This window comes from Thioalkalivibrio sp. ALE21 (assembly GCF_003208255.1).
GTDB classification, from domain to species: Bacteria; Pseudomonadota; Gammaproteobacteria; order Ectothiorhodospirales; family Ectothiorhodospiraceae; genus Thioalkalivibrio; species Thioalkalivibrio halophilus.
The window spans coordinates 211,405-232,487 of the sequence record NZ_QKMA01000003.1; the positions used below are offsets into that span (position 1 = coordinate 211,405).

General features: G+C 67.8%; 19 protein-coding genes. 8 read left to right on the forward strand and 11 right to left on the reverse strand.

Features of this window, described 5'->3' with window-relative positions; genetic code table 11:
- Positions 1–26: 26 nt before the first annotated feature.
- The 6 genes from ccsB (at position 27) to D893_RS04255 (ending at position 6,646) form a co-directional block, all read left to right on the forward strand.
- Positions 27–1,199, forward strand: coding sequence for a c-type cytochrome biogenesis protein CcsB (ccsB, locus tag D893_RS04230; protein WP_018947217.1), 1,173 nt, complete (start codon positions 27–29; stop codon positions 1,197–1,199).
- Entirely contained in the window at positions 1,199–1,828 is a 630-nt protein-coding gene (locus D893_RS04235) for a thiol:disulfide interchange protein DsbA/DsbL (protein WP_110619206.1), read from the forward strand. The genes ccsB and D893_RS04235 overlap by 1 nt, the downstream gene beginning before the upstream one ends.
- Before the next feature lie 29 nt (positions 1,829–1,857).
- Positions 1,858–3,504 carry an acetolactate synthase large subunit gene (locus tag D893_RS04240; RefSeq protein ID WP_110619207.1) on the forward strand — a complete coding sequence of 549 codons (1,647 nt, stop codon included), beginning with the start codon at positions 1,858–1,860 and terminating at the stop codon, positions 3,502–3,504.
- Positions 3,505–3,545: 41 nt separating this feature from the next.
- Positions 3,546–4,394 carry an endonuclease/exonuclease/phosphatase family protein gene (locus D893_RS04245; protein ID WP_024328671.1) on the forward strand — a complete coding sequence of 283 codons (849 nt, stop codon included), beginning with the start codon at positions 3,546–3,548 and terminating at the stop codon, positions 4,392–4,394.
- Positions 4,395–4,471: 77 nt separating this feature from the next.
- Positions 4,472–5,752 (forward strand): GGDEF domain-containing protein, encoded by a 1,281-nt coding sequence (locus D893_RS04250; protein ID WP_110619208.1) that lies wholly within the window; start codon positions 4,472–4,474, stop codon positions 5,750–5,752.
- Positions 5,753–5,767: 15 nt separating this feature from the next.
- Positions 5,768–6,646 carry a PfkB family carbohydrate kinase gene (locus tag D893_RS04255; protein WP_110619209.1) on the forward strand — a complete coding sequence of 293 codons (879 nt, stop codon included), beginning with the start codon at positions 5,768–5,770 and terminating at the stop codon, positions 6,644–6,646.
- 95 nt (positions 6,647–6,741) lie between these two features.
- Here D893_RS04255 and asnB read toward each other — a convergent pair whose 3' ends face one another.
- The 8 genes from asnB to D893_RS04290 all read right to left on the reverse strand — a co-directional run bounded on the left by asnB (position 6,742) and on the right by D893_RS04290 (position 14,526).
- Entirely contained in the window at positions 6,742–8,763 is a 2,022-nt protein-coding gene (gene asnB / locus D893_RS04260; RefSeq protein WP_110619210.1) for an asparagine synthase (glutamine-hydrolyzing), read from the reverse strand.
- An 89-nt stretch (positions 8,764–8,852) separates the two neighbouring features.
- Positions 8,853–9,932 carry an aspartate carbamoyltransferase gene (locus D893_RS04265; RefSeq protein WP_110619211.1) on the reverse strand — a complete coding sequence of 360 codons (1,080 nt, stop codon included), beginning with the start codon at positions 9,930–9,932 and terminating at the stop codon, positions 8,853–8,855.
- On the reverse strand, positions 9,920–10,042 hold the full coding sequence (locus D893_RS13995; RefSeq protein ID WP_018868948.1) for a hypothetical protein: 123 nt from the start codon (positions 10,040–10,042) through the stop codon (positions 9,920–9,922). The genes D893_RS04265 and D893_RS13995 overlap by 13 nt, the downstream gene beginning before the upstream one ends.
- Positions 10,039–11,523, reverse strand: coding sequence for a sodium:solute symporter family protein (locus D893_RS04270; protein ID WP_077244451.1), 1,485 nt, complete (start codon positions 11,521–11,523; stop codon positions 10,039–10,041). The genes D893_RS13995 and D893_RS04270 overlap by 4 nt, the downstream gene beginning before the upstream one ends.
- Positions 11,520–12,260, reverse strand: coding sequence for an isochorismatase family cysteine hydrolase (locus D893_RS04275; protein WP_077244450.1), 741 nt, complete (start codon positions 12,258–12,260; stop codon positions 11,520–11,522). The genes D893_RS04270 and D893_RS04275 overlap by 4 nt, the downstream gene beginning before the upstream one ends.
- Before the next feature lie 31 nt (positions 12,261–12,291).
- Complete coding sequence (locus tag D893_RS04280; protein ID WP_018947207.1) at positions 12,292–13,533, reverse strand: Zn-dependent hydrolase; 1,242 nt, start codon at positions 13,531–13,533, stop codon at positions 12,292–12,294.
- A 43-nt stretch (positions 13,534–13,576) separates the two neighbouring features.
- The gene (locus D893_RS04285) at positions 13,577–14,005 is read right to left on the reverse strand and encodes a hypothetical protein (RefSeq protein ID WP_018947206.1); all 429 of its coding nucleotides are present in this window, start codon (positions 14,003–14,005) and stop codon (positions 13,577–13,579) included.
- A 5-nt stretch (positions 14,006–14,010) separates the two neighbouring features.
- A complete protein-coding gene (locus D893_RS04290) occupies positions 14,011–14,526 on the reverse strand; it encodes a MarR family transcriptional regulator (RefSeq protein ID WP_024328678.1) in 516 nt (171 codons plus the stop codon).
- A gap of 370 nt (positions 14,527–14,896) precedes the next feature.
- Between D893_RS04290 and D893_RS04295 the strand changes: the two genes are divergently transcribed.
- Entirely contained in the window at positions 14,897–15,934 is a 1,038-nt protein-coding gene (locus D893_RS04295) for a porin (protein WP_018947204.1), read from the forward strand.
- A 114-nt stretch (positions 15,935–16,048) separates the two neighbouring features.
- On the opposite strand, the gene D893_RS04300 is transcribed toward D893_RS04295, so the two are convergent.
- The 3 genes from D893_RS04300 to D893_RS04310 all read right to left on the reverse strand — a co-directional run bounded on the left by D893_RS04300 (position 16,049) and on the right by D893_RS04310 (position 20,345).
- Positions 16,049–18,019, reverse strand: a complete 1,971-nt coding sequence (locus D893_RS04300; RefSeq protein ID WP_110619212.1) for a M48 family metalloprotease — start codon at positions 18,017–18,019, stop codon at positions 16,049–16,051.
- A 106-nt stretch (positions 18,020–18,125) separates the two neighbouring features.
- A complete protein-coding gene (locus tag D893_RS04305) occupies positions 18,126–19,532 on the reverse strand; it encodes an AmpG family muropeptide MFS transporter (RefSeq protein ID WP_110619213.1) in 1,407 nt (468 codons plus the stop codon).
- Between the two features lie 39 nt (positions 19,533–19,571).
- Positions 19,572–20,345, reverse strand: a complete 774-nt coding sequence (locus D893_RS04310; RefSeq protein ID WP_256377178.1) for an exodeoxyribonuclease III — start codon at positions 20,343–20,345, stop codon at positions 19,572–19,574.
- A 101-nt stretch (positions 20,346–20,446) separates the two neighbouring features.
- Here D893_RS04310 and pyrE point away from each other — a divergent pair, with 101 nt between their 5' ends.
- The gene (pyrE, locus tag D893_RS04315; protein WP_028492026.1) at positions 20,447–21,082 is read left to right on the forward strand and encodes an orotate phosphoribosyltransferase; all 636 of its coding nucleotides are present in this window, start codon (positions 20,447–20,449) and stop codon (positions 21,080–21,082) included.
- Position 21,083 lies beyond the last annotated feature (1 nt).

A 21,083-nucleotide genomic window follows, 5' to 3' on the forward strand; every position in this document is an offset into this window, starting at 1 on the left:
CGCACGCAGTCGGAGGAGAGCGCCCCATGTCTGTACCCCACGAGGCCCTGGATTTCGAACGGCCCGGATTCTTCCGGCAGCTGCTTCTGCGGGACTGGGCCTACATGGCCCTGGTCCTGGCGGTGGCGGTCACGGCCTATGCCATGTACGGCCACATGATGGACCGCTACGACACCGGGGGCCTGATCCTCGCGGCCGGCATGAGCGCCTGGCTGGGCTGGTTCTGGCGACCCTGGCAGCTGTTCTCCGTGATTGTCGCGGTGCTTTCGCTGTTCGGGGTCTGGTTGTACGGGGATGACCTGGCGCGCGGCGAGAGCGTGTTCTGGCTCAACTACATCGGGTCCGGCCAGGCCGGGGTGATGTGGATGAGCGTGATGGTCTACCTGTCCACCGTGGCCTACGTGGTTGGGCTGTTCTCGCGCTCCGACTTCCCGTACAAGGCCGGTGCCGCGTTCGCCTGGATCGCGGCGGGCGCGGGCCTGATGGCCCTGATGGTGCGCTGGCGCGAGATCTATCTGCACGATCCGAGCTGGGGTTACATCCCGGTCGCCAACCTTTACGAGGTGTTCGTGCTGATGGTCGCCATGATCGCGCTGATGTACCTGTACTACGAACAGCGCACGGGTCAGCGCGGCATGGGCGCCTTCGTGATGCTGGTGGTCGCGGCCTCCACCACCTTCCTGCTGTGGTACATGTTCGATCGTGACGCCCACATGGTCGAACCGCTGGTGCCCGCGCTCGACAGCTGGTGGATGAAGATCCACGTGCCGACCAACTTCGTCGGTTACGGCGGATTCGCGATCGCGGCGATGCTGGGCGTGGCCTATCTGGTGCGCCACCGCATGGAACGCACCCGTCCGGACTCCCGTGTGCTGGCCCGCATCCCGAGCAAGGATGCGCTGGACGGGGTAATGTACAAGGCGATCGCCATCGGCTTCGCGTTCTTCACCATCGCCACCGTGCTGGGCGCCATGTGGGCGGCCGAGGCCTGGGGCGGCTACTGGACCTGGGACCCGAAGGAGACCTGGAGCCTGATCCTTTGGCTGACCTACGCGGCCTGGCTTCACATGCGCTTCACCAAGGGCTGGCGCGGTCCGGGCATGGCCTGGTGGGCGATCATCGGTCTGTTCGTGACCACCTTCACCTTCCTGGGCGTGAACATGTTCCTGTCCGGTCTTCATTCCTACGGAGAACTGTGATGAAGCGACGTCAGTTTCTCGGAACCCTGGCCGGTACGGGCGCCCTGCTGGCGTCCGGCCGCCTGCTGGCCGACTTCGCCGAGGGGCGCAACTTCATGCGCCTGGACTCGCCCGTCGATTACGGTCTCGAAGAAGGCCGCATCAAGGTGGTCGAGGCCTTCTGGTACGGCTGCCCGCACTGCTACTCGTTCGAGCCGCTGGTACAGGAGTGGAAAGCCGAACTGTCCGATGACATCGAATTCGAGTACATGCCGGCCCCGCTGAACGATGTCTGGGCCCTGCACGCGCGGGTCTACTACGCGGCGGAGCAACTGGGCATCGTGGATGCCATCCATCAGCCCTTCTACGACGCCATTCACGAACAGGGGCGCGAGATGCGCTCGGAGAGCGCGATCCTGCGGTTCGTCAACCAGATGGATCAGGATGCCGACGCCTTCCGCGAGGCGATGCGTTCGGAAGATGTGGCGCGCAAGGTCGGCCGTTCCGCCGAGCGCGTGCGCGAGTACCGTCTGGAAGGCGTGCCGTCGATGGTGGTCAACGGCGAATCCGTGGTTTCGGCCAGCATGACCACCAGTCACGAGCAGATGCTGGAGATCGTCGATCACCTGATCGCGGAGGCCCGGGGCTGAGCGCCCCGGCCCGACCCTCGAGGGAACGCATGTCCGATCCGTCGCCGACCACCGCACGGCGCCTGGTACAGTGTCTGGAGCAGGAAGGGGTCGAACGGGTCTTCGGCCTGCCCGGCGAGGAAAACATGGCGGTCCTCGATGCCCTCGAGGATTCGCCGATCGAGTTCGTCACCACCCGCCACGAGCAGGGCGCGGCCTTCATGGCCGATGTCCACGGCCGCCTGTCCGGCCGGGCCGGGGTCTGCATGGCGACCCTGGGGCCCGGTGCGACCAACCTGATCACCGGCGTGGCGGATGCCAACATGGACCACGCGCCGCTGGTGGCCATCGCCGGTCAGGCCAGCACCCACCGGCTGCACAAGGAATCCCACCAGGTCCTGGACCTCAAGGGGCTGTTCGGCCCGGTCACCAAATACGCCTCCAGTGTGGTGGAGCCCGAGATCCTGCCCGAGGTCCTGCGCAAGGCCTTCAAGTGGGCCGAGGGCGGCAAGCCGGGGGCCAGTTTCATCGAGCTGCCGGAAAACGTGGCATCCCAGCCCTGCCCGGTGGCGCCGCTGCCGGTCCACTCGGGGGCGCCGGCGGTGCCCGCGGAGGTGTCCCTGGCGGCCGCTGCACGGTTGCTGGAGCAAGCCCGGCATCCCCTGATCCTGGCCGGTAACGGGGTGATCCGGTCGGGCGCCAGCGAGGCCCTGGCGCATTTCGCCGGGACCCTCAACATCCCGGTGGCCAACACCTTCATGGCCAAGGGCGTGCTGCCGTTTCGCCACCCGCTGGCGCTGGGCAGCGTGGGCCTGCAGAGTCGCGACTATGTCCACTTCGGCTTCGACAAGGCCGACGTGGTCCTTTGTATCGGCTACGACCTGGTCGAATACCCGCCATCCCTGTGGCACCCGGAGGGCGACTGCACCCTGATCCACGTGGATGCCTCCCCGGCGGAGATCGACGGCCACTACGACATCCAGGCCGAGGTGATCGGCGATCTCGAAACCTGCCTGCATGATCTGGCCGAGCGGGTCACGCCACGCGAGGAGACCGTGCTGCGGCCCCTGCGGCAGTCGTTGATCGACGACATGAACGAGCACCGCGACGACACCGGGGTGCCGATGAAGCCGCAGAAGATCATCTGGGATCTCCGCACCGCCGCCGCCCTGGATGCCGTAGTGATCACCGACGTGGGCGCCCACAAGCTGTGGATGGCGCGCATGTTCCGCTGTGAGATGCCCAATACCTGTCTGATCTCCAACGGGTTCGCAAGCATGGGCATCGCCCTTCCGGGGGCCGTGGCTGCGGCCGCCCTGGATCCGGAGCGCCAGGTGGTGGCGGTCACCGGCGATGCGGGTTTCCTGATGAACCTGCAGGAGCTGGAGACCGCGGTGCGCCTGGGTCAGAGTTTCGTTGTGCTGGTGTGGAACGACAGCGCGTACGGCCTGATCGAGTGGAAACAAGTGCGGGAATACGGGCGCAAGGCCTCGGTGGATTTCGGCAACCCCGATTTCGTTGCCCTGGCCCGCTCGTTCGGCGCGGAAGGGGTCCACATCGAACCCGGCGACAGCCTGGAGCAGGCGCTGCGTTCCGCGCTGACCCGGCCGGGCGTCACCGTCATCGACTGTCCGGTAGACTATTCCGAAAACCTGAAACTCACGGAACGACTGGGGGATCTCGTCTGTCCCTTCTGACAGGAGTCCCGTGAGGGATGACGGGAAGGAAGGATGGCACGATGACGGAGAACGGCTCGTCCGCCGTAACCGACGAACCCGCCCGCGGCCTGGTCTGGCAGCCGGAGGCTGCGGGCCAGCGACTGCGCCTGCTGAGTTTCAATGCCCAGGTGGGCATCCATTCCTCGCGTCTGCATCATTACGTCACCAACAGCTGGAAGCACGTGCTGCCCTACGGCGGGCGCATGACCAACCTGGAGCGCGTGGCCCGCTTCATCCGCGACTTCGACATCGTCGGCGTGCAGGAGCTGGATGGCGGCAGTCTGCGCTCGCGCTTCGTCGATCTGTCCAGCTGGCTGTCCGACCGTGCCGACTTCCCTCACACCTATACCCGCATCAACCGTGATCTCGGCCAGATTGCCAAGCATTCGCTGGCGCTGTTCTCACGGGTGGAGCCGGTGCATGTGCAGATGCACAGCCTGCCCGGGCCGCTGCCCGGGCGCGGGGCCGTGGAGGCGCGGTTTGCAATGGGCAATGGCGAGGAGCTGGTGCTGTTCCTGCTGCACCTCGCGCTGAGTCGGCGCGCGCGCCGGCAGCAGCTGGACTATGTTGCCGAACGCATCGAGGACCAGCCGCACGCGGTGGTGATGGGCGATCTCAACTGCCAGCAGGACAGCCCCGAGATCCGTCGTCTGGTCGCGCGTACCGGGCTGATGGAGCCCATGGCCTGCCCGGCCACCTATCCGGCCTGGGACCCGCAGCGGGTGTTCGATCACATCCTGCTGACCCCGGACCTGCACGTGTCCGATATGCGGGTCTACAACGTTGCGCTGTCCGATCATCTGCCGGTGGGGGTCGAGATCCAGTTGCCCGTGCGGGAGCGTCTGGATGTGCACCAGGCCCCGGCCTGACCTGAACTCCCGGCACCGCCGACGGTGGCGTTCGCAGCGCCCATCGGCTGTAATGGGCGGCCGATCGAGGGAGACCCATGGCCGAGAACGACCTGCGCAAGACCGTCATCGAGCTCGAAACCTCGCTCCAGAACGAGCGCGAACGCATGCGTTCACTGCGGCGGGTGGCCCTGCGCGCCCTGGCCGTGCTGTCGGCCCGCGAGCCCGACCTCGAGGGAGCGGTGCATGACCTGACGCGAACCATCGAGGAGGATCCCGACGATACCCAGTGTCTGGATCGCATGAGTGCGCGCCTGGCGGATACCATCCGCCAGCATGATCAGCGCGATGCGATGGAAGGCGGTCTTCTGACCGCGCTGCAGTCCGGACTGGAGGGGTTCCCCTTCCTCGCCGACGATCTCGCGAAGGTCCGGCAGGCCGCGGACCGGGGGGATGCGGATCTCGTGCGGCGAAGCCTCACGCGGGTCTTCTCGGCGCTGGAAGAGAATTGCGGCCAGGCGCTGGCGGAGCGCGAACAGCTGACCGAGGTGATGGGCGAGATCCGCACGCGGCTGGATGACGTCGACTCGGCCCTGTCCGCCGACCACGATCACTCCGAACGTACGCGCGCGTCCATCCGCGAACTCCACAACAACATCTCCGGGGATGTGAGCAGCATCAAGGGGCGCGTGATCGACATCACCAATATCGACACCATGCGACGCGAAGTGGTGCAGGGGCTCGATCGGGTCGCCGACCGGGTCAAGGATTTCCGTGACACCCGCGAGGCGGAGTTGCTGTCCGCCCTGGAGCGTAACCGCGCCCTGCGCACGCGCGCCCAGGAGCTGGAACGCCAGGTCGCCGGGCTGCGGGACAGTCTGTCCGAGGCTCGGGACGAGGCCAACCGTGACAAGCTGACCGGGCTTCTCAACCGGCACGCCTTTGACCAGCGCATGGCCGGATTCCCCGCCGACGGGGGACCGGCGTCCGTGATCGTCTGGGACATCGACCATTTCAAGCACGTCAACGACGAATACGGGCACACCTCCGGTGACCGCATCCTCAAGGCCGTCGCCGAGGTGCTGGTCGAAGGCGTCAGCGAGCCCGACTTCGTCGCCCGATATGGCGGCGAGGAATTCGTGATGGTCGTCCACCAGCCGCTCGACATCGCCCGGGACCTCGCCGACCGCCTGCGCCAGGAGGTAGCATCGATCGCGGTGAGGGCCGGCAAGAAGCGTCTGAACGTCACCATCTCCGGCGGTATCACCGAGATGCGACCGGATGCGCCGGAGGGGGCCGCCTTCGAACTGGCGGACAAAGCGCTGCTGGCCGCGAAACGCCAGGGGCGCGACCGCATTGTCGCGGTCGCGCCCGCGTAACGGGAGGGTTCCAGAATGCCGGATGCACCCGACGTGATCTTTGGCGAAGTCCTGTTCGACCGGTTTCCGGATGGCCCTGAAGTCCTGGGCGGAGCCCCGTTCAACGTCGCCTGGAACCTGCACCAGCTGGGGGAACCCGTGCTGTTCGTCGGTGGTGTGGGAAACGACACCGCCGGGGCGCGCGTGCGCGAGGCCATGCGCGAGGTCGGCCTGGCGGAAGACGCACTGTATACGCATCCGCAGGCCCCCACCGGCGCGGTGCAGGTGACGGTGGAGGACGGCGAGCCCGCCTATCACATCCTGCCCGACCAGGCCTATGACGACCTGCCCGCCACGGTTGACCCCGCGGTGCCCGCCCGCATCCCGCTGCTTTATCACGGTACGCTGGCCCTGCGCAGCGGCAACCGCGAGCTGCTGGCGGCCCTGCGCCGGCGCTGCGAACGCCGCTTCGTCGACGCCAACCTGCGCGAGCCCTGGTACGACCCGCACGACGCGCGCGACCTGCTCCGGGGTGCCGATGTGGTCAAGCTGAACGCCGACGAGCTGGCCACGCTGTTCCCGAACGTCCCGGCCGAGAAGCGCGCCGAACGCTGCCTCCAGGCCTGCGACATCCAGTCCGCGCTGATCGTCACCCTGGGCGCCGACGGCGCCGAGATCCATCCGCGCGCCGGCCAGCCCGTGCGCGCCCGCGCCCCGGCGGTAGAGGGCATGCAGGACGCGGTAGGTGCCGGCGACGCCTTCGCCAGCGTCGCCATCCTGGGCCTGCGCCGCGGCTGGGGCTGGGAAGGCACCCTGCACCGTGCCCTCGAATTCGCCGCCCGCGTGTGCACCCTGCAGGGTGCCACCACCACCGACCCCGGGTTCTACCGCAGTGCGGTGGCGGCCTGGACTTAGCCCATGGCCGCCTGCGTCAGCTCGTGCGCCGTCCGGGAAGCGGTGCCGCCTGACACGGACCGTTTCCGCTGTTTTCCGGGCCCGAAGGCCCGAAGTCAGGCGCTCCAGCCGAATTCGCGGGCCTTCTGCGCCGCCAGCGCCGGGATGTCGGTGGCCACGAACTGCTCGTGCAGCACTTGCACGCCGATCATGTGGTTGATCACCGCGTCCAGCTGCACCTGGGTCGCCGCCGGGGTCTCCTCCGACTCGTGGATCTCGAACACCTGGCGCACCCCCTCGGGGTCCAGCAGCCCGGCCTCGGCGACCTTCTCCTCCGACAGGTAGCGATCCGCCAGCGCCTTCATCGCTGCCCACTTGGTGGGATCGGTGTGGGCCGGCGGCGCCATGAACGGGAATTTCTCGCGCTCGTACAGCACCTTGGGCAGCAGGCCCTTCATCGACTCGCGCAGCACGTATTTCTCGTTGCGGCCCTTGATGCGCATGGTCGGCGGCAGCTGCGCGGCGAACTCGGCCAGATGGTGGTCGAGGAACGGCGGGCGCGCCTCCATGGAATTGGCCATGTCCATGCGGTCGCCGCCCCAGGTCAGGATCTGGCCCTCCAGCATAGTCTTGATCCACACGTACTGGGCCTTGTCCAGCGGATGGCGGCCTTCCAGCATGTCATTGTCCAGGGCGTCGGCAATGGCCTTGCCCGGCTTGTAGTCCTTCATCCGCTTGCGGCGTTTCGGGTGCAGCAGTCCGGGCACGTGGTCGGCGGCGGCCAGCCAGGGCTGCAGGCAGGACGGGGTAAAGCCCATCATGCGGTTGAAGTCGGGGTCGGAGACCTCGTCCTCGGCCAGCATCGCCCCGGAGACCAGTTCGTTGGACTCGTTGAGCATCTGCTGCCAGGCCTGACGGTCGGCCTCCGGCAGGGTGTCCAGCCCGTGCAGGAACATGTCGCGGCGGAACGCCGGGTAGCCGCCGAACAGCTCGTCCGAGCCCTCGCCGGTCACCACCACCTTGTAGCCCGCGTGGTTCACGTGCCGGCTCATCAGCAGCTTGGCCACCGCCAGGGTGTTGTAGATGGTGCGCTCGGCGTGCCAGAGCGCCTCCTCGAAGTTGTCGTAGAGGTGGTCGGCGTCCAGCGACATGATGTCCTGGTCGGCGCCCACGCTCTCGGCCATCTCGCGGGCGATGGCGGTCTCGTCGTAGTCGTCGTTGTCGAAGCCGATGGTGAAGGCCTTCACCGGTGCCTGCTGACTCGCCGAGGCCAGGCCCAGGGTGATGCAGGAGTCGATGCCCCCGGAGAGGTAACAGGCGACCGGCACGTCGGCCTCCAGACGGAGCTGGGTGGCCTCCATCAGCTGTTCGCGTACCCCTTCGATCCAGTATTCCTCGTCGGTCTCGCTCTCCGGCGGGCGTTCCGAGGCCAGCGGGAAGTCCATGTCCCAGTACTTCTCCTGGCGGATCTTCAGCTTGCCGTGGGCGCGCTCGACGATGACCACGTGGCCGGGCTTGACCTGGTGGACGCCCTCGAAGGCGGTGGTGCCGGGGACCATGGTCTGCATCAGCTGGTGGTACAGGCCGTCGTCGGAGAAGCGGCGCTGCACGTCGGGGTTGGCGAACAGGACCTTCAGCTCTGAGCCGAACACGAAGCTGCCGTTGGCGGTCTCGGTGAAGTACAGCGGCTTGACGCCGAAGCGGTCGCGGGCGAGCACCAGGCGGTCGTGCTTGCGATCGTACAGCGAGATCGCGAACTCGCCGCGGAAGTATTGCAGCGCATCCTCCAGACCCTCGCGCCGGTACAGGTGCATCACCATCTCGGAGTCGCTCTTGGTGCGGAACTTCACCCCGCGCGAGGTCAGGTCGGTGCGGATGCGCTTGTAGTCGTACAGCTCGCCGTTGACCGCGGTCATGATCTCGCCGTTGCTCATGGTGAACGGCTGGCGCCCGCGGTTCTCGTCGAGGTCGATGATCGACAGCCGCGCGTGGCTGAAGCCCACGCCGCGATCATCCTGGATCTTGTAGCCAAAGCCGTCGGGGCCGCGGTGGTACTGGATCGCGGCCATGTTGACCAGGGTCTGTGCATCGACCGGACGTTCCGGGTCGGCGTGAAAGATGCCGCCAATGCCGCACATGGGTATTCTCCTTGGTTATCCATCGGGGGCGAGCGGGGCCGGGTCGCCGCGCCGCTCGCGGTCAGTCAGGCAATCGCATAACCGGGGGGTCAGCCCTCCGGGGTGTCCATCACCGCGCTGATCCGGCGCACCACCGTAGTCAGCAGGGCCATGCGCACGAACACCGCCCCGCGCGCCTGGGCGAAGTACCAGTTGTGCGGGGTGTCGTCGAGATCGGTCGACAGCTCCGCGCCGCGCGCCAGCGGATGCATGATGATGGCGCCCTCCTTCAGCGGCGACTGGCGGTTCAGGTTCAGGCCTTCGCCCATGGACTCGAAGGTGTCGCCGACCCAGGCGATGGCGTTGATGTAGACGACGTCCAGTTCCGGCAGCACCGGGTCCAGGTCGTTCACCACGCGCAGCTTCAGGCCCGCGCCCTCCAGCAGCTCGCGCTGCTCGGGGGCGAAGTTTTCCTCCTCGCGCGAGATCACCACGATCTCGTCGATCGCCTCGGGGAACAGGCTCAGCATGCTCAGCAGGCTGCGTACCGTGCGCATGCGCGAGGGTACGCCCACGATCCCCACCTTCACGTGCTTTTCCGGCGGGCAGTCGGGCAGGAACAGCTCCGGGCGCCACTTGGCCAGGGTGTAGACATCCGCCAGCGCCTGGGTGGGGTGCTCGTCGATCCCGTTGCCGGCGTTGACCAGCGGGATGCGCAGGTTCTCCAGCATGTTGTGCACGGCCTCGCCCTCGGAGGAGCGCAGTACCAGGACGTCGCCGTAGTTGTTGAACATCTCGGCGATGTCGGCCAGCGACTCCCCCTTGGCGATGCCGGTGCTCTTCGGATCGGTGATCGACATCACCGATCCGCCGAGCCGGTGCCAGGCGCTCTCGAATGACAGCCGGGTGCGGGTGGACGGCTCGTAGAAGGCGCTGATCAGGATCTTGCCGGCCAGCGGCAGATGCATCAGCGCCGGGGTCGTCTCGTACTGCGCGGCCAGGCGGAACAGCTGCAGCAGCTCCTCGCGGGTGAACTGGCGGCTGGATACCACGTGCGAGGCGGCCAGCTTCAGCAGTGGGTCGGGATTTTCCTCCACTGCCTCGAGCAGGGCGCGCGGCCGGTCGGTGCCGGCGGCACCGTCCCGCGGCTTGAGGGTGTTCAGCGGGTCATGGGGATTCACCAGAGGCATCCTCTCTTCCAGTCGCGGATGAACAGGGCAATCAGCAGGATCGGGGTCAGGGTCGCGACCGTGGTCGCGATGATCACGATGGTCGCCAGTGCGGTTACCGGGATCGTCATGTGGCCACCTCCGGGTTGCCACGGCCGGGTGAGGCGTCGCGGTCATCGTGCGCCAGTCGGTCCCAGTCGAAGGGCCGCGGGAACAGCCAGGTACCGGCGACCATCACCACCAGCGAGACCGCCGCACCCACCAGTGCGGCCACGTACCAGCCGATCATGAAGTAACTGGCCAGGCCCAGCCCGGAGCCCAGCAGCATCGCCCAGGCCGCCGCCTGCGGGTTGGCGCGGCGCCAGTACAGCCCGGCCACGATGGGCCAGATCGCGCTGGCCACGAAGGCCCCGGTGAAATACAGCAGGGCCGCCAGTGAACCCACCACCGGCACCTCGCCACGGTAGCTGGCGGCCAGCCAGGTCAGCAGGCCCAGCAGCACGACAATGATCTTCGTCGCCCGCAGCTGCGCCTGCTCCGAGGCCTGCGGCCGGATGTGCCCGCGGTAGATGTCGCGGGTGACCAGGTCGGAGGTCGCCGCCAGCAGCGAGTCGAGGCTGGAGGCCAGCGCGGCGAACACCACGATGAACACCACGATCGCGCCGGTCAGGCCGAGCACCTCGGCGGCCACCAGCGGGCCGACCATGTCCGCCGCCGGCACGTTGATCCCCAGCGCCGGGGTGGCCAGCGCCACGAACCCGGCCACAATCGGGATCGGCAGCCACAGCAGTCCGCCCAGCAGGTAGGCGCGGAAGCCCACGTTGCGGCCGAAGGCGAAGGCGCGCGACCACCACACGTTGGAGTGGAAGATCTCGCCGACCCCGAACAGCAGGTTGTTGAACAGGAACATGATCGCGGCCGGGAACAGCAGGCTCAGCAGTTCCGGGCGCTCTTCCATCAGGTCGAAATGGATGGCCTCGAAACCCACCCGGTCGATGGTCATCCAGGCGAGGAAGGCGGCGCCGGCGATGATGATCACGGTCTGGATAAAGTCGGTGCCGATCACCGCGCGCAGCCCGCCCAGCAGGGTGTAGATCACGCACACCGTCAGGATCACGGTCATGCCCACACGGTAGTCGATCCCGGCCAGAGCGTTGATCAGCACGCCGCCGGCCATCGCCATGGAGATCAGCCAGCCGAAGGCGTAGATCAGGGATACGCCGAGGAACACCCGCCAGGTGAAGGTCCCGTAGCGCAGGCGGATGAAGTCCCCGGAGGTAAAGCCGTGCGGCATCAGTTCGCGGATGCGCCGGGCCAGCGGGGCGAACAGGATCAGGCCCAGCGCCCCCAGCGAGTAGCCCAGCATACCCCACACGCCCAGCTCCAGCGCGAGCTGCGGGGCGGTCATGGTGGTGTTGGCGGTGACCCAGGTGGCCATCGCGGTAGCGCTCGCCAGTGCCAGCCCCACGTTGCGCCCGGCCAGCATGTGATCGGCCGCCGTGTAGTTGCGCCGGCCCAGCCACGCGCCCAGCGCGACCCAGAGGACGCTGAAGGCGGCCAGCAGCCCCCAGGCCAGAGAAGTCGGGAGGATGGGATCCTCGAGGGCGGTCACGACGCCTCCTGCACCCTCGTGATCTCGCGGATCGCCTCGTCCGTGGTCATGACGCGGGCGTAGCGGTCCTTGATGGTGGTGATGGTCGCCCGTTGCATCTCGGGGGTCACCGTCGCACAGCAGTCCTCGATGAGCGTCACGTAGAAACCCAGGTCACAGGCGTCGCGCACCGCGGTGGAGACGCATTCGTTGCTGTACACGCCGACGATCACCAGGGAGGAAATGTCCAGGTTCCGCAGGATGTAGTGCAGATTGGTCGAGTTGAACACGCCGCTCGCGGTCTTGTCGAGGACGATCTCGTCGCCCTTTGGTGCGACCTCGTCGACGAACTCGGCATCCTTGCTGTCGGGGGCCGCATGCAGGCCCAGGCGCTTGTGGCCGGGGCTGCGGTCGCGTCCGTCGCGGGTCAGCGAGCGGATGCGGGTATGAATCACCTCCATCTGCTGCGAGCGGAAGGCATCCTGCAGCCGGCGTACGTTCGGCAGAACGGTCTCCTCCAGCCGGTGGAAGTAGTACTCCTGCGCCTCCAGCGGGATGCCCGACACGGCGGAATCCGCGAACACCCCGTGGCCGCGCGCGGCGTCCAGGTACTGCAGGTCGATGCACAGCAGGGCGACATGGTGCTCGCGCAGCTCGCGCCGCAGTACCGGCTTGCTGATCAGGCTCTCCTGGTACTGCTCGCGCAGCGGATCCAGGGAGTCGTAGTCGGTCAGGCGGGAAACGTTGTCGTCGGCCATGCCGCGGGCTCCTTGGTCGGTTGGGGCGGCGCTACTGCGGGGCCGCCAGTGCCAGCGCACTGTGCAGGGCCAGGTTGGCGCCGGTCTCGATGTCCTCCCAGTTTGTCCATTCCGCGGCCGAATGGGAACGCCCCTGCAGGCTGGGCACGAAGATCATCCCGGTGCGGGTGATCGCACTCATGCTCTGGGTGTCGTGCGCCGCGCCGCTGGGCATGGTGATGTATTCCAGTCCCATGCGTTCGGCCTGGCCCTCGATGGTCTGCACGATCCCGGTGTCGCAGCGCACCGGATCGATCTCCGAGAGCACGTCGAACTCGAACATCAGGTCGCGCCGCCGGGCCAGGCTGGAGAGCGTGCGCCGAGCCGCATGCGCCAGGGCGGTCAGGACCTTCTCGTCGGTGTCCCGCACCTCGAACGAAAAGGTCGCCATGCCGGGCACGGTGTTCGGTGCCCCCGGGGACAGTTCGACGCGGCCGATGGTTGCGCGCGAGTTGGGGCTGCCGTGTTCCTCCAGCAGACGGTCGATCTCGCCGCCGAACTCGGCCAGGCCCTGGAACGCGTCCGCGCGCATGTCCATGGGCGTGGTGCCCGCATGGTTGGGCTGGCCCTTCAGGCGCACCTCCCACTTGAACAGCCCGGTGATGGCCTCCACCACCCCCACGCTCAGGCCGCGCCGGTCCAGCACCGGCCCCTGTTCGATGTGGGTCTCGATGAAGGCGTGCAGGGTGTTCGGATCGCGCCGCGCGGCCAGCGCGTCGTCGGCGTTCAGGCCCCAGGCCGCCATCGCGTCCACCAGGCTCACGCCCTCCAGGTCGCGCGCATGGCTGATGCTCTCCGGGGTCAGCTTGCCGGCCATCGCCTGGGAGCCGAACATCCCGCCGAAGCGGCCCTCCTCGTCGGTGAAGTCGATCACCTCCAGCGGGTACTGCAGCTCGATGCCCTGCTCCTGCGTGGTGCGCAGCACCTCCAGCCCGATCAGCACGCCCAGCGCGCCGTCCAGCGGACCGCCGCCGGGCACCGTGTCGAGGTGCGAGCCCATCGCCACCACCGGGCGCCGGCCGTCGTACTGCAGACGGCCGTGCAGGTTGGCGGCCCCGTCCTGCCACACGTCCAGCCCTGCGGCCTCCAGGCGGTGGCGGAACCACTCGCGACCGGCCCGATCGCCGTCGGAGAACGCGCGGCGGTGCAGGCCGCGGTCGGCGTCGCGGCCGATCTGCGCGAGGTCGTTAATGTCCTGCTGCAGGCGCTGCATGTTGATGGCGAAATCGGGCATGAAGGTCTCCGGTTGGCCGGGCCAACGGCCCGGGGCATGGGGGTCAGCCGCGCGGGCGGCCCCGCAGCAGCACGACGATCAGCACCAGGAACACCGCGCCGCCGACAGCGAAGAAACCAAAGGCGCGCGCCAGGCCGTGATGCTCGACCACGACCGTGATGCGGTCGCTCCAGGCATCCTCGTCGGCGTCGGCCGCGCGCAGCCGGAAACGGTATTCACCGTCCGGCAGGCCGCTGATCACGCGGCTGGTGTCGCCGCCTTCGTAGATCACGCCGGCATCGTCGAAATCGGGGCCGCTGGCGCGTTCCAGCACCACCGCCCCGGGCGCCTCCCAGTGCAGGGTGAACCCGCCATCGGCGGAGTGCTCGGGGGGATCGTCGAAGCGGGGTTCGGCCAGGGCCGGGGCGGCCAGCAGGACGAGCGCCAGCGCCAGCACCGGAAGGCGGCCGAAGCTGGCGGCGAGGCGGAGCATCCCGCTCAGGCTCCACCCTCGAACGGCTTGAGGCCGGCGCGCTGCTCGGTGGACTGCATGGTTTCCACCAGCATCGCCAGGTTCTGGTCCAGATCGGCCAGTTCGTCCGGCGGCATGGATTCCAGCGCCCGGTTCAGTTCGCCCTGGGGGGCGGCCGGGGCGCGTTCCAGCAGTTCCTGTCCGGTCTCGGTCACGTACAGACGCACGATGCGCTGGTCGCGCTCCGGGCGGCGACGTTCGACCAGGCCCTGCTGCTCGAGCTTGTCCAGCAGGTTGGAGGTGGTGGAGGCATGCACCGACAGCCGCCGCGACAGGTCGCTCACGTTAAGGCCCGGCGTGCGCTGGAGCTCCCACAGCGCCCACAGCTGCGAGGCGCTGATCCCGCAGGCCCGCTCCACCGCGCGCGAATGCCCCTGCAGCGCCCGGATGATGACCCGCAGCTGGCGGATGACCGAGCGTGCGGGGTCCTCGCCCCCGGACGGGGCGGCGGACGTTTGCGTGGCGGCGCTGGCGGATGACATGCGTTTCTCGGCAGTGATGGTGAACGAACACTATTTTTGCGCAAAAATACCTCCGGCGCAAACCGTGTCACGAAAACACGGCCCGGTGGCCTTCACCCCGTGCGACCGCACCATGCCGCCGTGCGTTCGGCGGTACTTCGGTACCCGCAGCCGGTCTTCCTGTCTGTTGTGCACAACAGACGCACCACGTACGTGCATGTGGGCCCTTTACAACGAATTAGACTTCGTTTATATAACCACACTGGTGTGCAGTGGAATGGATCGTCCGCGATGTTCCGCGCGCAGCTGTTGCAAGAGCCGCACACCGACCGGACGGCGGAGCCGGTTCCGGACATCCCGAAAAGTTTCAATTGAGCGCGAGGACAGGAAGATGATGAACAGGAAGATGCTTGCCGCGGCCGTGGCCGCGACCCTGGCCGCTCCCGGCATGGCCATGGCCCAGGAAGAAGGCGCCGGTCCGATCGACTGGGATTTCTACGGCTCCCTGCGGCTTCAGTATGAAGCTGCCGACCCGGCTGAAGAAGATAGCTACGACGGTTTCCGCGATGCCTACTCGCGCGTGGGCTTCACCGGCAGCCTGCCGCTCAACGAAGGCCTGAACGCCTTCGCTCAGCTGGAAATGCCGCTGGATCTGGCCAATGGCAAGGTGCAGGACCCGTTCAACACGGCCGATGAAGACATCCGCATCGGCAAGATCGGCCTCGAGTCGGATGTGGCCGGCACGTTCGCCTACGGCCGCGACTGGATGCCCTACTACAACGCGATCGCGTTCCCGGTCGACATGTTCAGCTCCTTCCAGTCGGGCTTCGCGACCTATACCACGTTCCGCGAAAGCGACAGCGTGATGTACTACTCCCCCGACTTCAACGGCTTCTCCTTCGGGGCGGCCTACAGCGCCAACTCGGGATATGCCGACAGCTCCGGTTCTCCGGACGACCGTTACCAGCTGACCGGTTCCTACTCGTTCCAGGACACCACGCTCTCGCTGGGCGTTGACGACGTCGATGGCGCCCAGAACACCCGTATCTGGGGCTTCTCCGCGATGCACAGCATGGGTGACCTGTCGCTGTCCGCCAAGGTCGAATACATCGACAGCGATCAGGATGAGGACGTATTCGGTGATGACGGAGACATCGCCGCCAACGTGTACGCCGCCTACGACTGGGGTCAGCATACCTTCAAGGGCATGCTTGCCAACGTCGACAACTACGGCGAAGATGTCGTGCATCTGGGTTACGACTTCAACGTCAACGATGCCCTGAAGTTCTTCGCCGAGTACTATTACGAGGAAGAGCCGACCGGTGCGATTCCGGCCGAGCGTGCGCGTGATACAGGCACGGATCCGATCCCGTTCCCCGAAGACGGTTCCAACAAGGTCTTCATGGTCGGCATGCACTACAGCTTCTGATCGCGTACCGCGCGAGTCTCAGCAAGCGGCTGTAACGGGAAGGCCCGCATCGCGAGATGCGGGCCTTCTTTCGTTGGAGGCAGGGCCGGTGGCGCAGTGTGCCCCGAAGCCCCTTCAGTGGCCGGCGTCGAACAGTTCGCCGGCATCCGGCAGCGGTACGTTGAGGTGCAGCGAGGCGGCCATCATGCGTACCAGCTCGCGCTGTTCCGCGGTGGGGTCGCCGCGTTGCTGCACGGTGTCGTCCATGGCCTGCAGCAGCCGCTGGCGGTCGTGGCGCGGCATGCGCGCCAGGCGCTCCAGCGCGCGGTCGAGGATGCGTGCCCAGGCCGCGGATTGGCTGGCCTGACGCAGTTCCTCGGGGATGGGGGCGCTGAACGGCAGGCTGCCGGTGAAGCGGCCCAGGCCGGCGATCAGCGCGGCCTCCGCCGCCTCGAGGTCGTCGGGGTGGCCGTGCAGCGCGAGGGTCGCCAGCAGGTAGCGTGCCGCGTTTTCGCGATGCCGGGCGTTCTTCCCGGCGGGATCCTTGCGCCCGTGCGTCGTTTTGCCCCCGTGCCCGTGACGCCGGTCGAGGTGTTCGATCAGCATGCGGCCGAGGGCGTACTCGGTGGCGGACAGGCGGCCGTCGGCATGGATCAGGCGTTCCACGAGTCCGGCCAGGGTCCGTTGTTCGTCGCGGCTCAGCCGAGCCAGCGCAGGGAAGGCCATCTCGGTCAGCGGAAGACGGTGTTCGGCCGCGGGTTCGGGGACCATCGCGCGGAGCTGGCGCACGCGTTCTTCGCTCTCCGGGCCGCGGGTCTCCAGGATCATGTGGAGCTGTTGTTCGCGGATCTCCGGATCCGGATGCAGGATCAGGTAGAGCACCAGGTCTGCGACCCAGTGCGGATTGCGGGCGGAGCGGGCCAGTTCCCCCGGCAGCGCGGCCAGCAGGGCGGCGGCCAGCGAGCCGGGGACGGCGCCGAAGGCCTCGCCCAGCGGCCCGTTTTCCTCCTCTTCCCGCCGCTGCTCGGCGGCAGCCTCCTGCTCGCGGCGCCGGCGTTCGCGTTCGGTCACCGCACGGCGCACCCGGTCGGTGGCCTCGCGGCCCAGGCGTTCCAGACCCTCCTCGTCGAGTGGCTGGCCCAGCCGCTCCAGGCGTTTCTCCAGCGGCGGATGGGTATCGAGCAGCTGGTCAATGGCGCCGTTGGCGAACAGCATGTGTCCGACCATCGCCGGGCTGGCGTTGAGCCCGGCGTAGCGCGCGGCTACCTTGCGCAGGGCGCCGGCCATGCCGTCCCCATTGCGGGTGAACTGCACCGCGTGGGCATCCGCGCGGTACTCCTGTTCGCGCGCGATGGCTGCGCGGATCAGGCGCCCGCCGATCAGGCCGATCCCACCGGCGGCCACCAGCGCGAAGTTGAACCACACCGGCCCCCGCATCTCTCCCGGGTCGCTGCGCGCGCGCCGTCCGGGCAGCATGCCCAGGCCCAGCAGCGCGATCATCTCGATGCCGAACAGGATGCCGACCAGCTGCGTGTTCAGGCGCATGTCGCCGGCACGGATATGGCCGAATTCGTGGGCGACCACCGCCTTCAGTTCCTGCCGGTTGAGGCTCTCGATCGCCCCGCGCGTCACCGCGATGGCCGCGTCATGCGGGGTGAAGCCGGCGGCGAAGGCGTTGATGCCCAGCTCGCGTTCCAGCACGAAGATCGCCGGAACCGGCAGTCCGGAGGCGATCGCCATCTCCTCGACGATGTTGCGCAGCCGCCGGTTCTTCGGGTCCTCGGGCTCGGCATCCACCGGGTCGCCGCCCATCTCGCGGGCGATGCCGCGCCCGCCGCCGGAACGGCGCAGCTGGTACAGGCGCCCCAGGCTGGCCCCGGCGATGACCGCGATCGCCAGGCCGGTGGTCCACAGCAGGAAGCCACGGTGCTCCGCGAGCATCTCGGCGGTGGGCATGAGCCGCCGGAGCTCCTGCCAGGGCTCGACCAGGGTATACAGCAGCAGGATGTTGAGCAGCGCCACCATCAGCACTACCACCAGGGCGAACAGCCCCAGCAGCAGCGTCAGCCGCCGGCGTGCCCGGTCCTGGTATTCAAAGAAGCGCATTCCTTCGCCGTCCCCGTTTCTCTCCCCGTTACCCCGTATACAACCGGGTTTTGTGCGCGGGGGCAAGGCCGCTGCCCGCATCGGGTGCGAGCACGCTCCCACGGGGTCAGTCGGTCCGTTCGGCGGGGGCCTCTTCGCGCCCGGGCTGGGGTAAGCGGTCGGGGTTGGCGACGCGCGCGATCCACAGCGCCAGCAGGACCGCGGGGATGCCGATCGCGGCCGAACTGACGAAGAACCAGAACCAGCCCATGAACTCGGCCATCACCCCGGTGAAACCGGCGAGGAACTGCCCGGGCAGGGTCATCAGGGAGCTGAACAGTGCGTACTGGGTGGCGGTGTAGGCGCTGTTGGTGAGACTGGAGAGGTAGGCGATGAACACCGAGATCGCCATGCCGCCGGTCACGTTGTCGGCCATGATGGCGAATACCAGCCCGTAGAGCTCCGGACCCAGCAGGGCCAGCCAGGAGAAGGTCAGGTTGGTGATCGGCGCCAGCAGCGCGGTGGCGATCAGCATGCGCATGATGCCGAAGCGCGCGACCAGCAGTCCGCCCACGGCGGCCCCGCCCAGGGTCATCGCCAGGCCGAAGGCCGCCGCGATATTGGCGATCTGATCCTTGCTGAAGCCGAGGTCCAGGTAGAACGGGTTGGCCATCACCCCCATGAAGATGTCGCTGATGCGGAAGATCGCGATGAACGCGATGAGCAGCAGGGCGATCTTGCCGAAGCGCTTCCAGAACTCCACGAACGGGCAGACGAAGGCGCCGATGAACCAGGCCTTGAAGGCGCGCCAGTAGCCGGTGTCCGAGGTGTTGTTGATGTAGTCGAGCACGCGCTGCTCGATCTGCGCGGTCCTGCGGTCGCGCTCGGCCACCTCGGGCTCGCGCACGATCAGGGTGCAGATCACGCCCACCAGCATGAGCGCGGCCATGGTGCCGTAGGCCAGGCCCCAGGTCCCCACCGCGGCGATGTGCAGTGCCCCGGCCCCGGCGGTCAGCAGGGCCACGCGGTAGCCGGTCACGTAGGCCGCGGCCATCGCCCCCTGGCGTTCCTTGCTCACCGCCTCGATGCGGTAGGCGTCGATGGCGATGTCCTGAGTCGCGGCCGCGAACGCCGTGATCACCGCCCACACCGCCACCAGCCAAAGGTGTTCGGTGGGGTCGGTGAGCGCGATGCCCGTGAGCGAGATGATGATCAGGGCCTGCGCCAGCAGCATCCACGCGCGGCGCCGGCCGAACAGCCGTGTCAGCAGCGGCAGCGGCATGCGATCCACGATCGGCGCCCACAGCACCTTGATGCTGTAGGCCATGCCCACCCAGCTGAGGAAGCCGATGGACGACAGCTCCACCCCGAGATCGCGCAGCCAGGCGGTGAAGGTGCCGCCGGTGAGCAGCAGCGGCAGCCCGGCGGCAAAGCCGAGGAACAGCATGCCGATGACGCGCGGGTGGCGGTACACCGCCAGTGCCGCGCGCCAGTCACGGCGCGGTGCGGCCTGCGCGTCGTCGGCGGCGCTCATCGACGGGGCATGTGCCGGACCGGGAGCCCGGTGCGGCTGTCAGGGCGCGTAGTCATAATCGATCCAGAACGGCGCGTGATCGGAGAAGCGCTGCTCGGTATAGATGAACGGGTCGCGCGCGGTGGCGGCGATGCCCGGCGTGGCGATCTGGTAGTCGATGCGCCAGCCCACGTTCTTCGCCCAGGCCTGACCGCGGTTGGACCACCAGGTGTACTGCCCGGGGCGGTCGTCCAGCCGGCGGAACACATCCACCATGCCGATCTCGTCGAACAGGTGGTCCAGCCACGCCCGTTCCTCGGGCAGAAAGCCCGAGTTCTTGCGGTTGGAACGGTAGTTGGTCAGGTCGATTTCCTTGTGCGCGATGTTCCAGTCGCCGCAGATCACCCATTCGCGTCCGTCCTGCATGCGCTCCGCCAGCCACGGGCGGAAGAAATCGAGAAAGCGCCATTTCGAATCCTGACGGTGGTCGCCCGAGGAGCCGGACGGCAGGTACAGCGACACCACCGACAGGTTGCCGAAGCGCATCTCCACGTAGCGCCCCTCGTTGTCCGCCTCCTCGAAGCCCAGCCGGGTGATGATCTCGTCCGGCTGCATCCGGCTGTACATGGCCACACCGCTGTAGCCGGGTTTCACCGCGTCCACGTAGGCGCTGTGATAACCGGGCGGATGGAAGGGCTCGCCCTGGATCTGGTGGATCTGGGCCTTGGTCTCCTGGATGCAGACCACGTCGGCTTCGGTGGCGGGCAGCCAGTCGAAGAAGCCCTTGCGGGCGGCGGCACGGATGCCGTTGGCGTTCATGGACATTATGCGCATGGCGCGCAACGATACCCGCGCGCGCGGCCGGCGAAAAGACCCGCCGGGGCGCTGTGTCAGAATAGGGACCGTTTCCCCTCGCAATCGACCATGGAGCCGTCATGACCGCCCACGCCTTCCTCGAATACGCCCTGCAGCGCGACGTCCTGCGTTTCGGCGAGTTCACGCTGAAATCGGGCCGCACCAGCCCCTATTTCTTCAACGCCGGGCTGTTCAACCGCGGCTCCGACCTGGCCCGCCTGGGCGAGTTCTATGCGCAGGCGATTGTCGATTCCGGGATCGACTTCGATCTGATCTTCGGCCCGGCCTACAAGGGCATCCCGCTGGCGGCGGCCGTGGCCGAGGCGCTGTACCGCGACCACGACATGGATCGCCCCTGGGCCTTCAACCGCAAGGAGGCCAAGGACCACGGCGAGGGCGGCAACATCGTGGGCGCCCCGCTGGAGGGTCGTGTGCTGATCGTGGACGACGTGATCACCGCCGGCACCGCCATCCGCGAATCGGTGGACATCATCCGCGCCGCCGGCGCCTCGCCGGTGGGGGTGGCCATCGCCCTGGACCGCGAGGAGCGCGGTGCGGGCGACCGCTCGGCCATCCAGGAGGTGGAGAGTGATCTGGGCATGCAGGTGGTGCGCGTGGCGCGGCTGACCGACCTGGTCACCCTGCTGGAGCAGACCGGCCGCGCGCCGGAACACCTGGATGCCCTGCGCGCCTACCGCGCCGAATACGGCGTCTGAG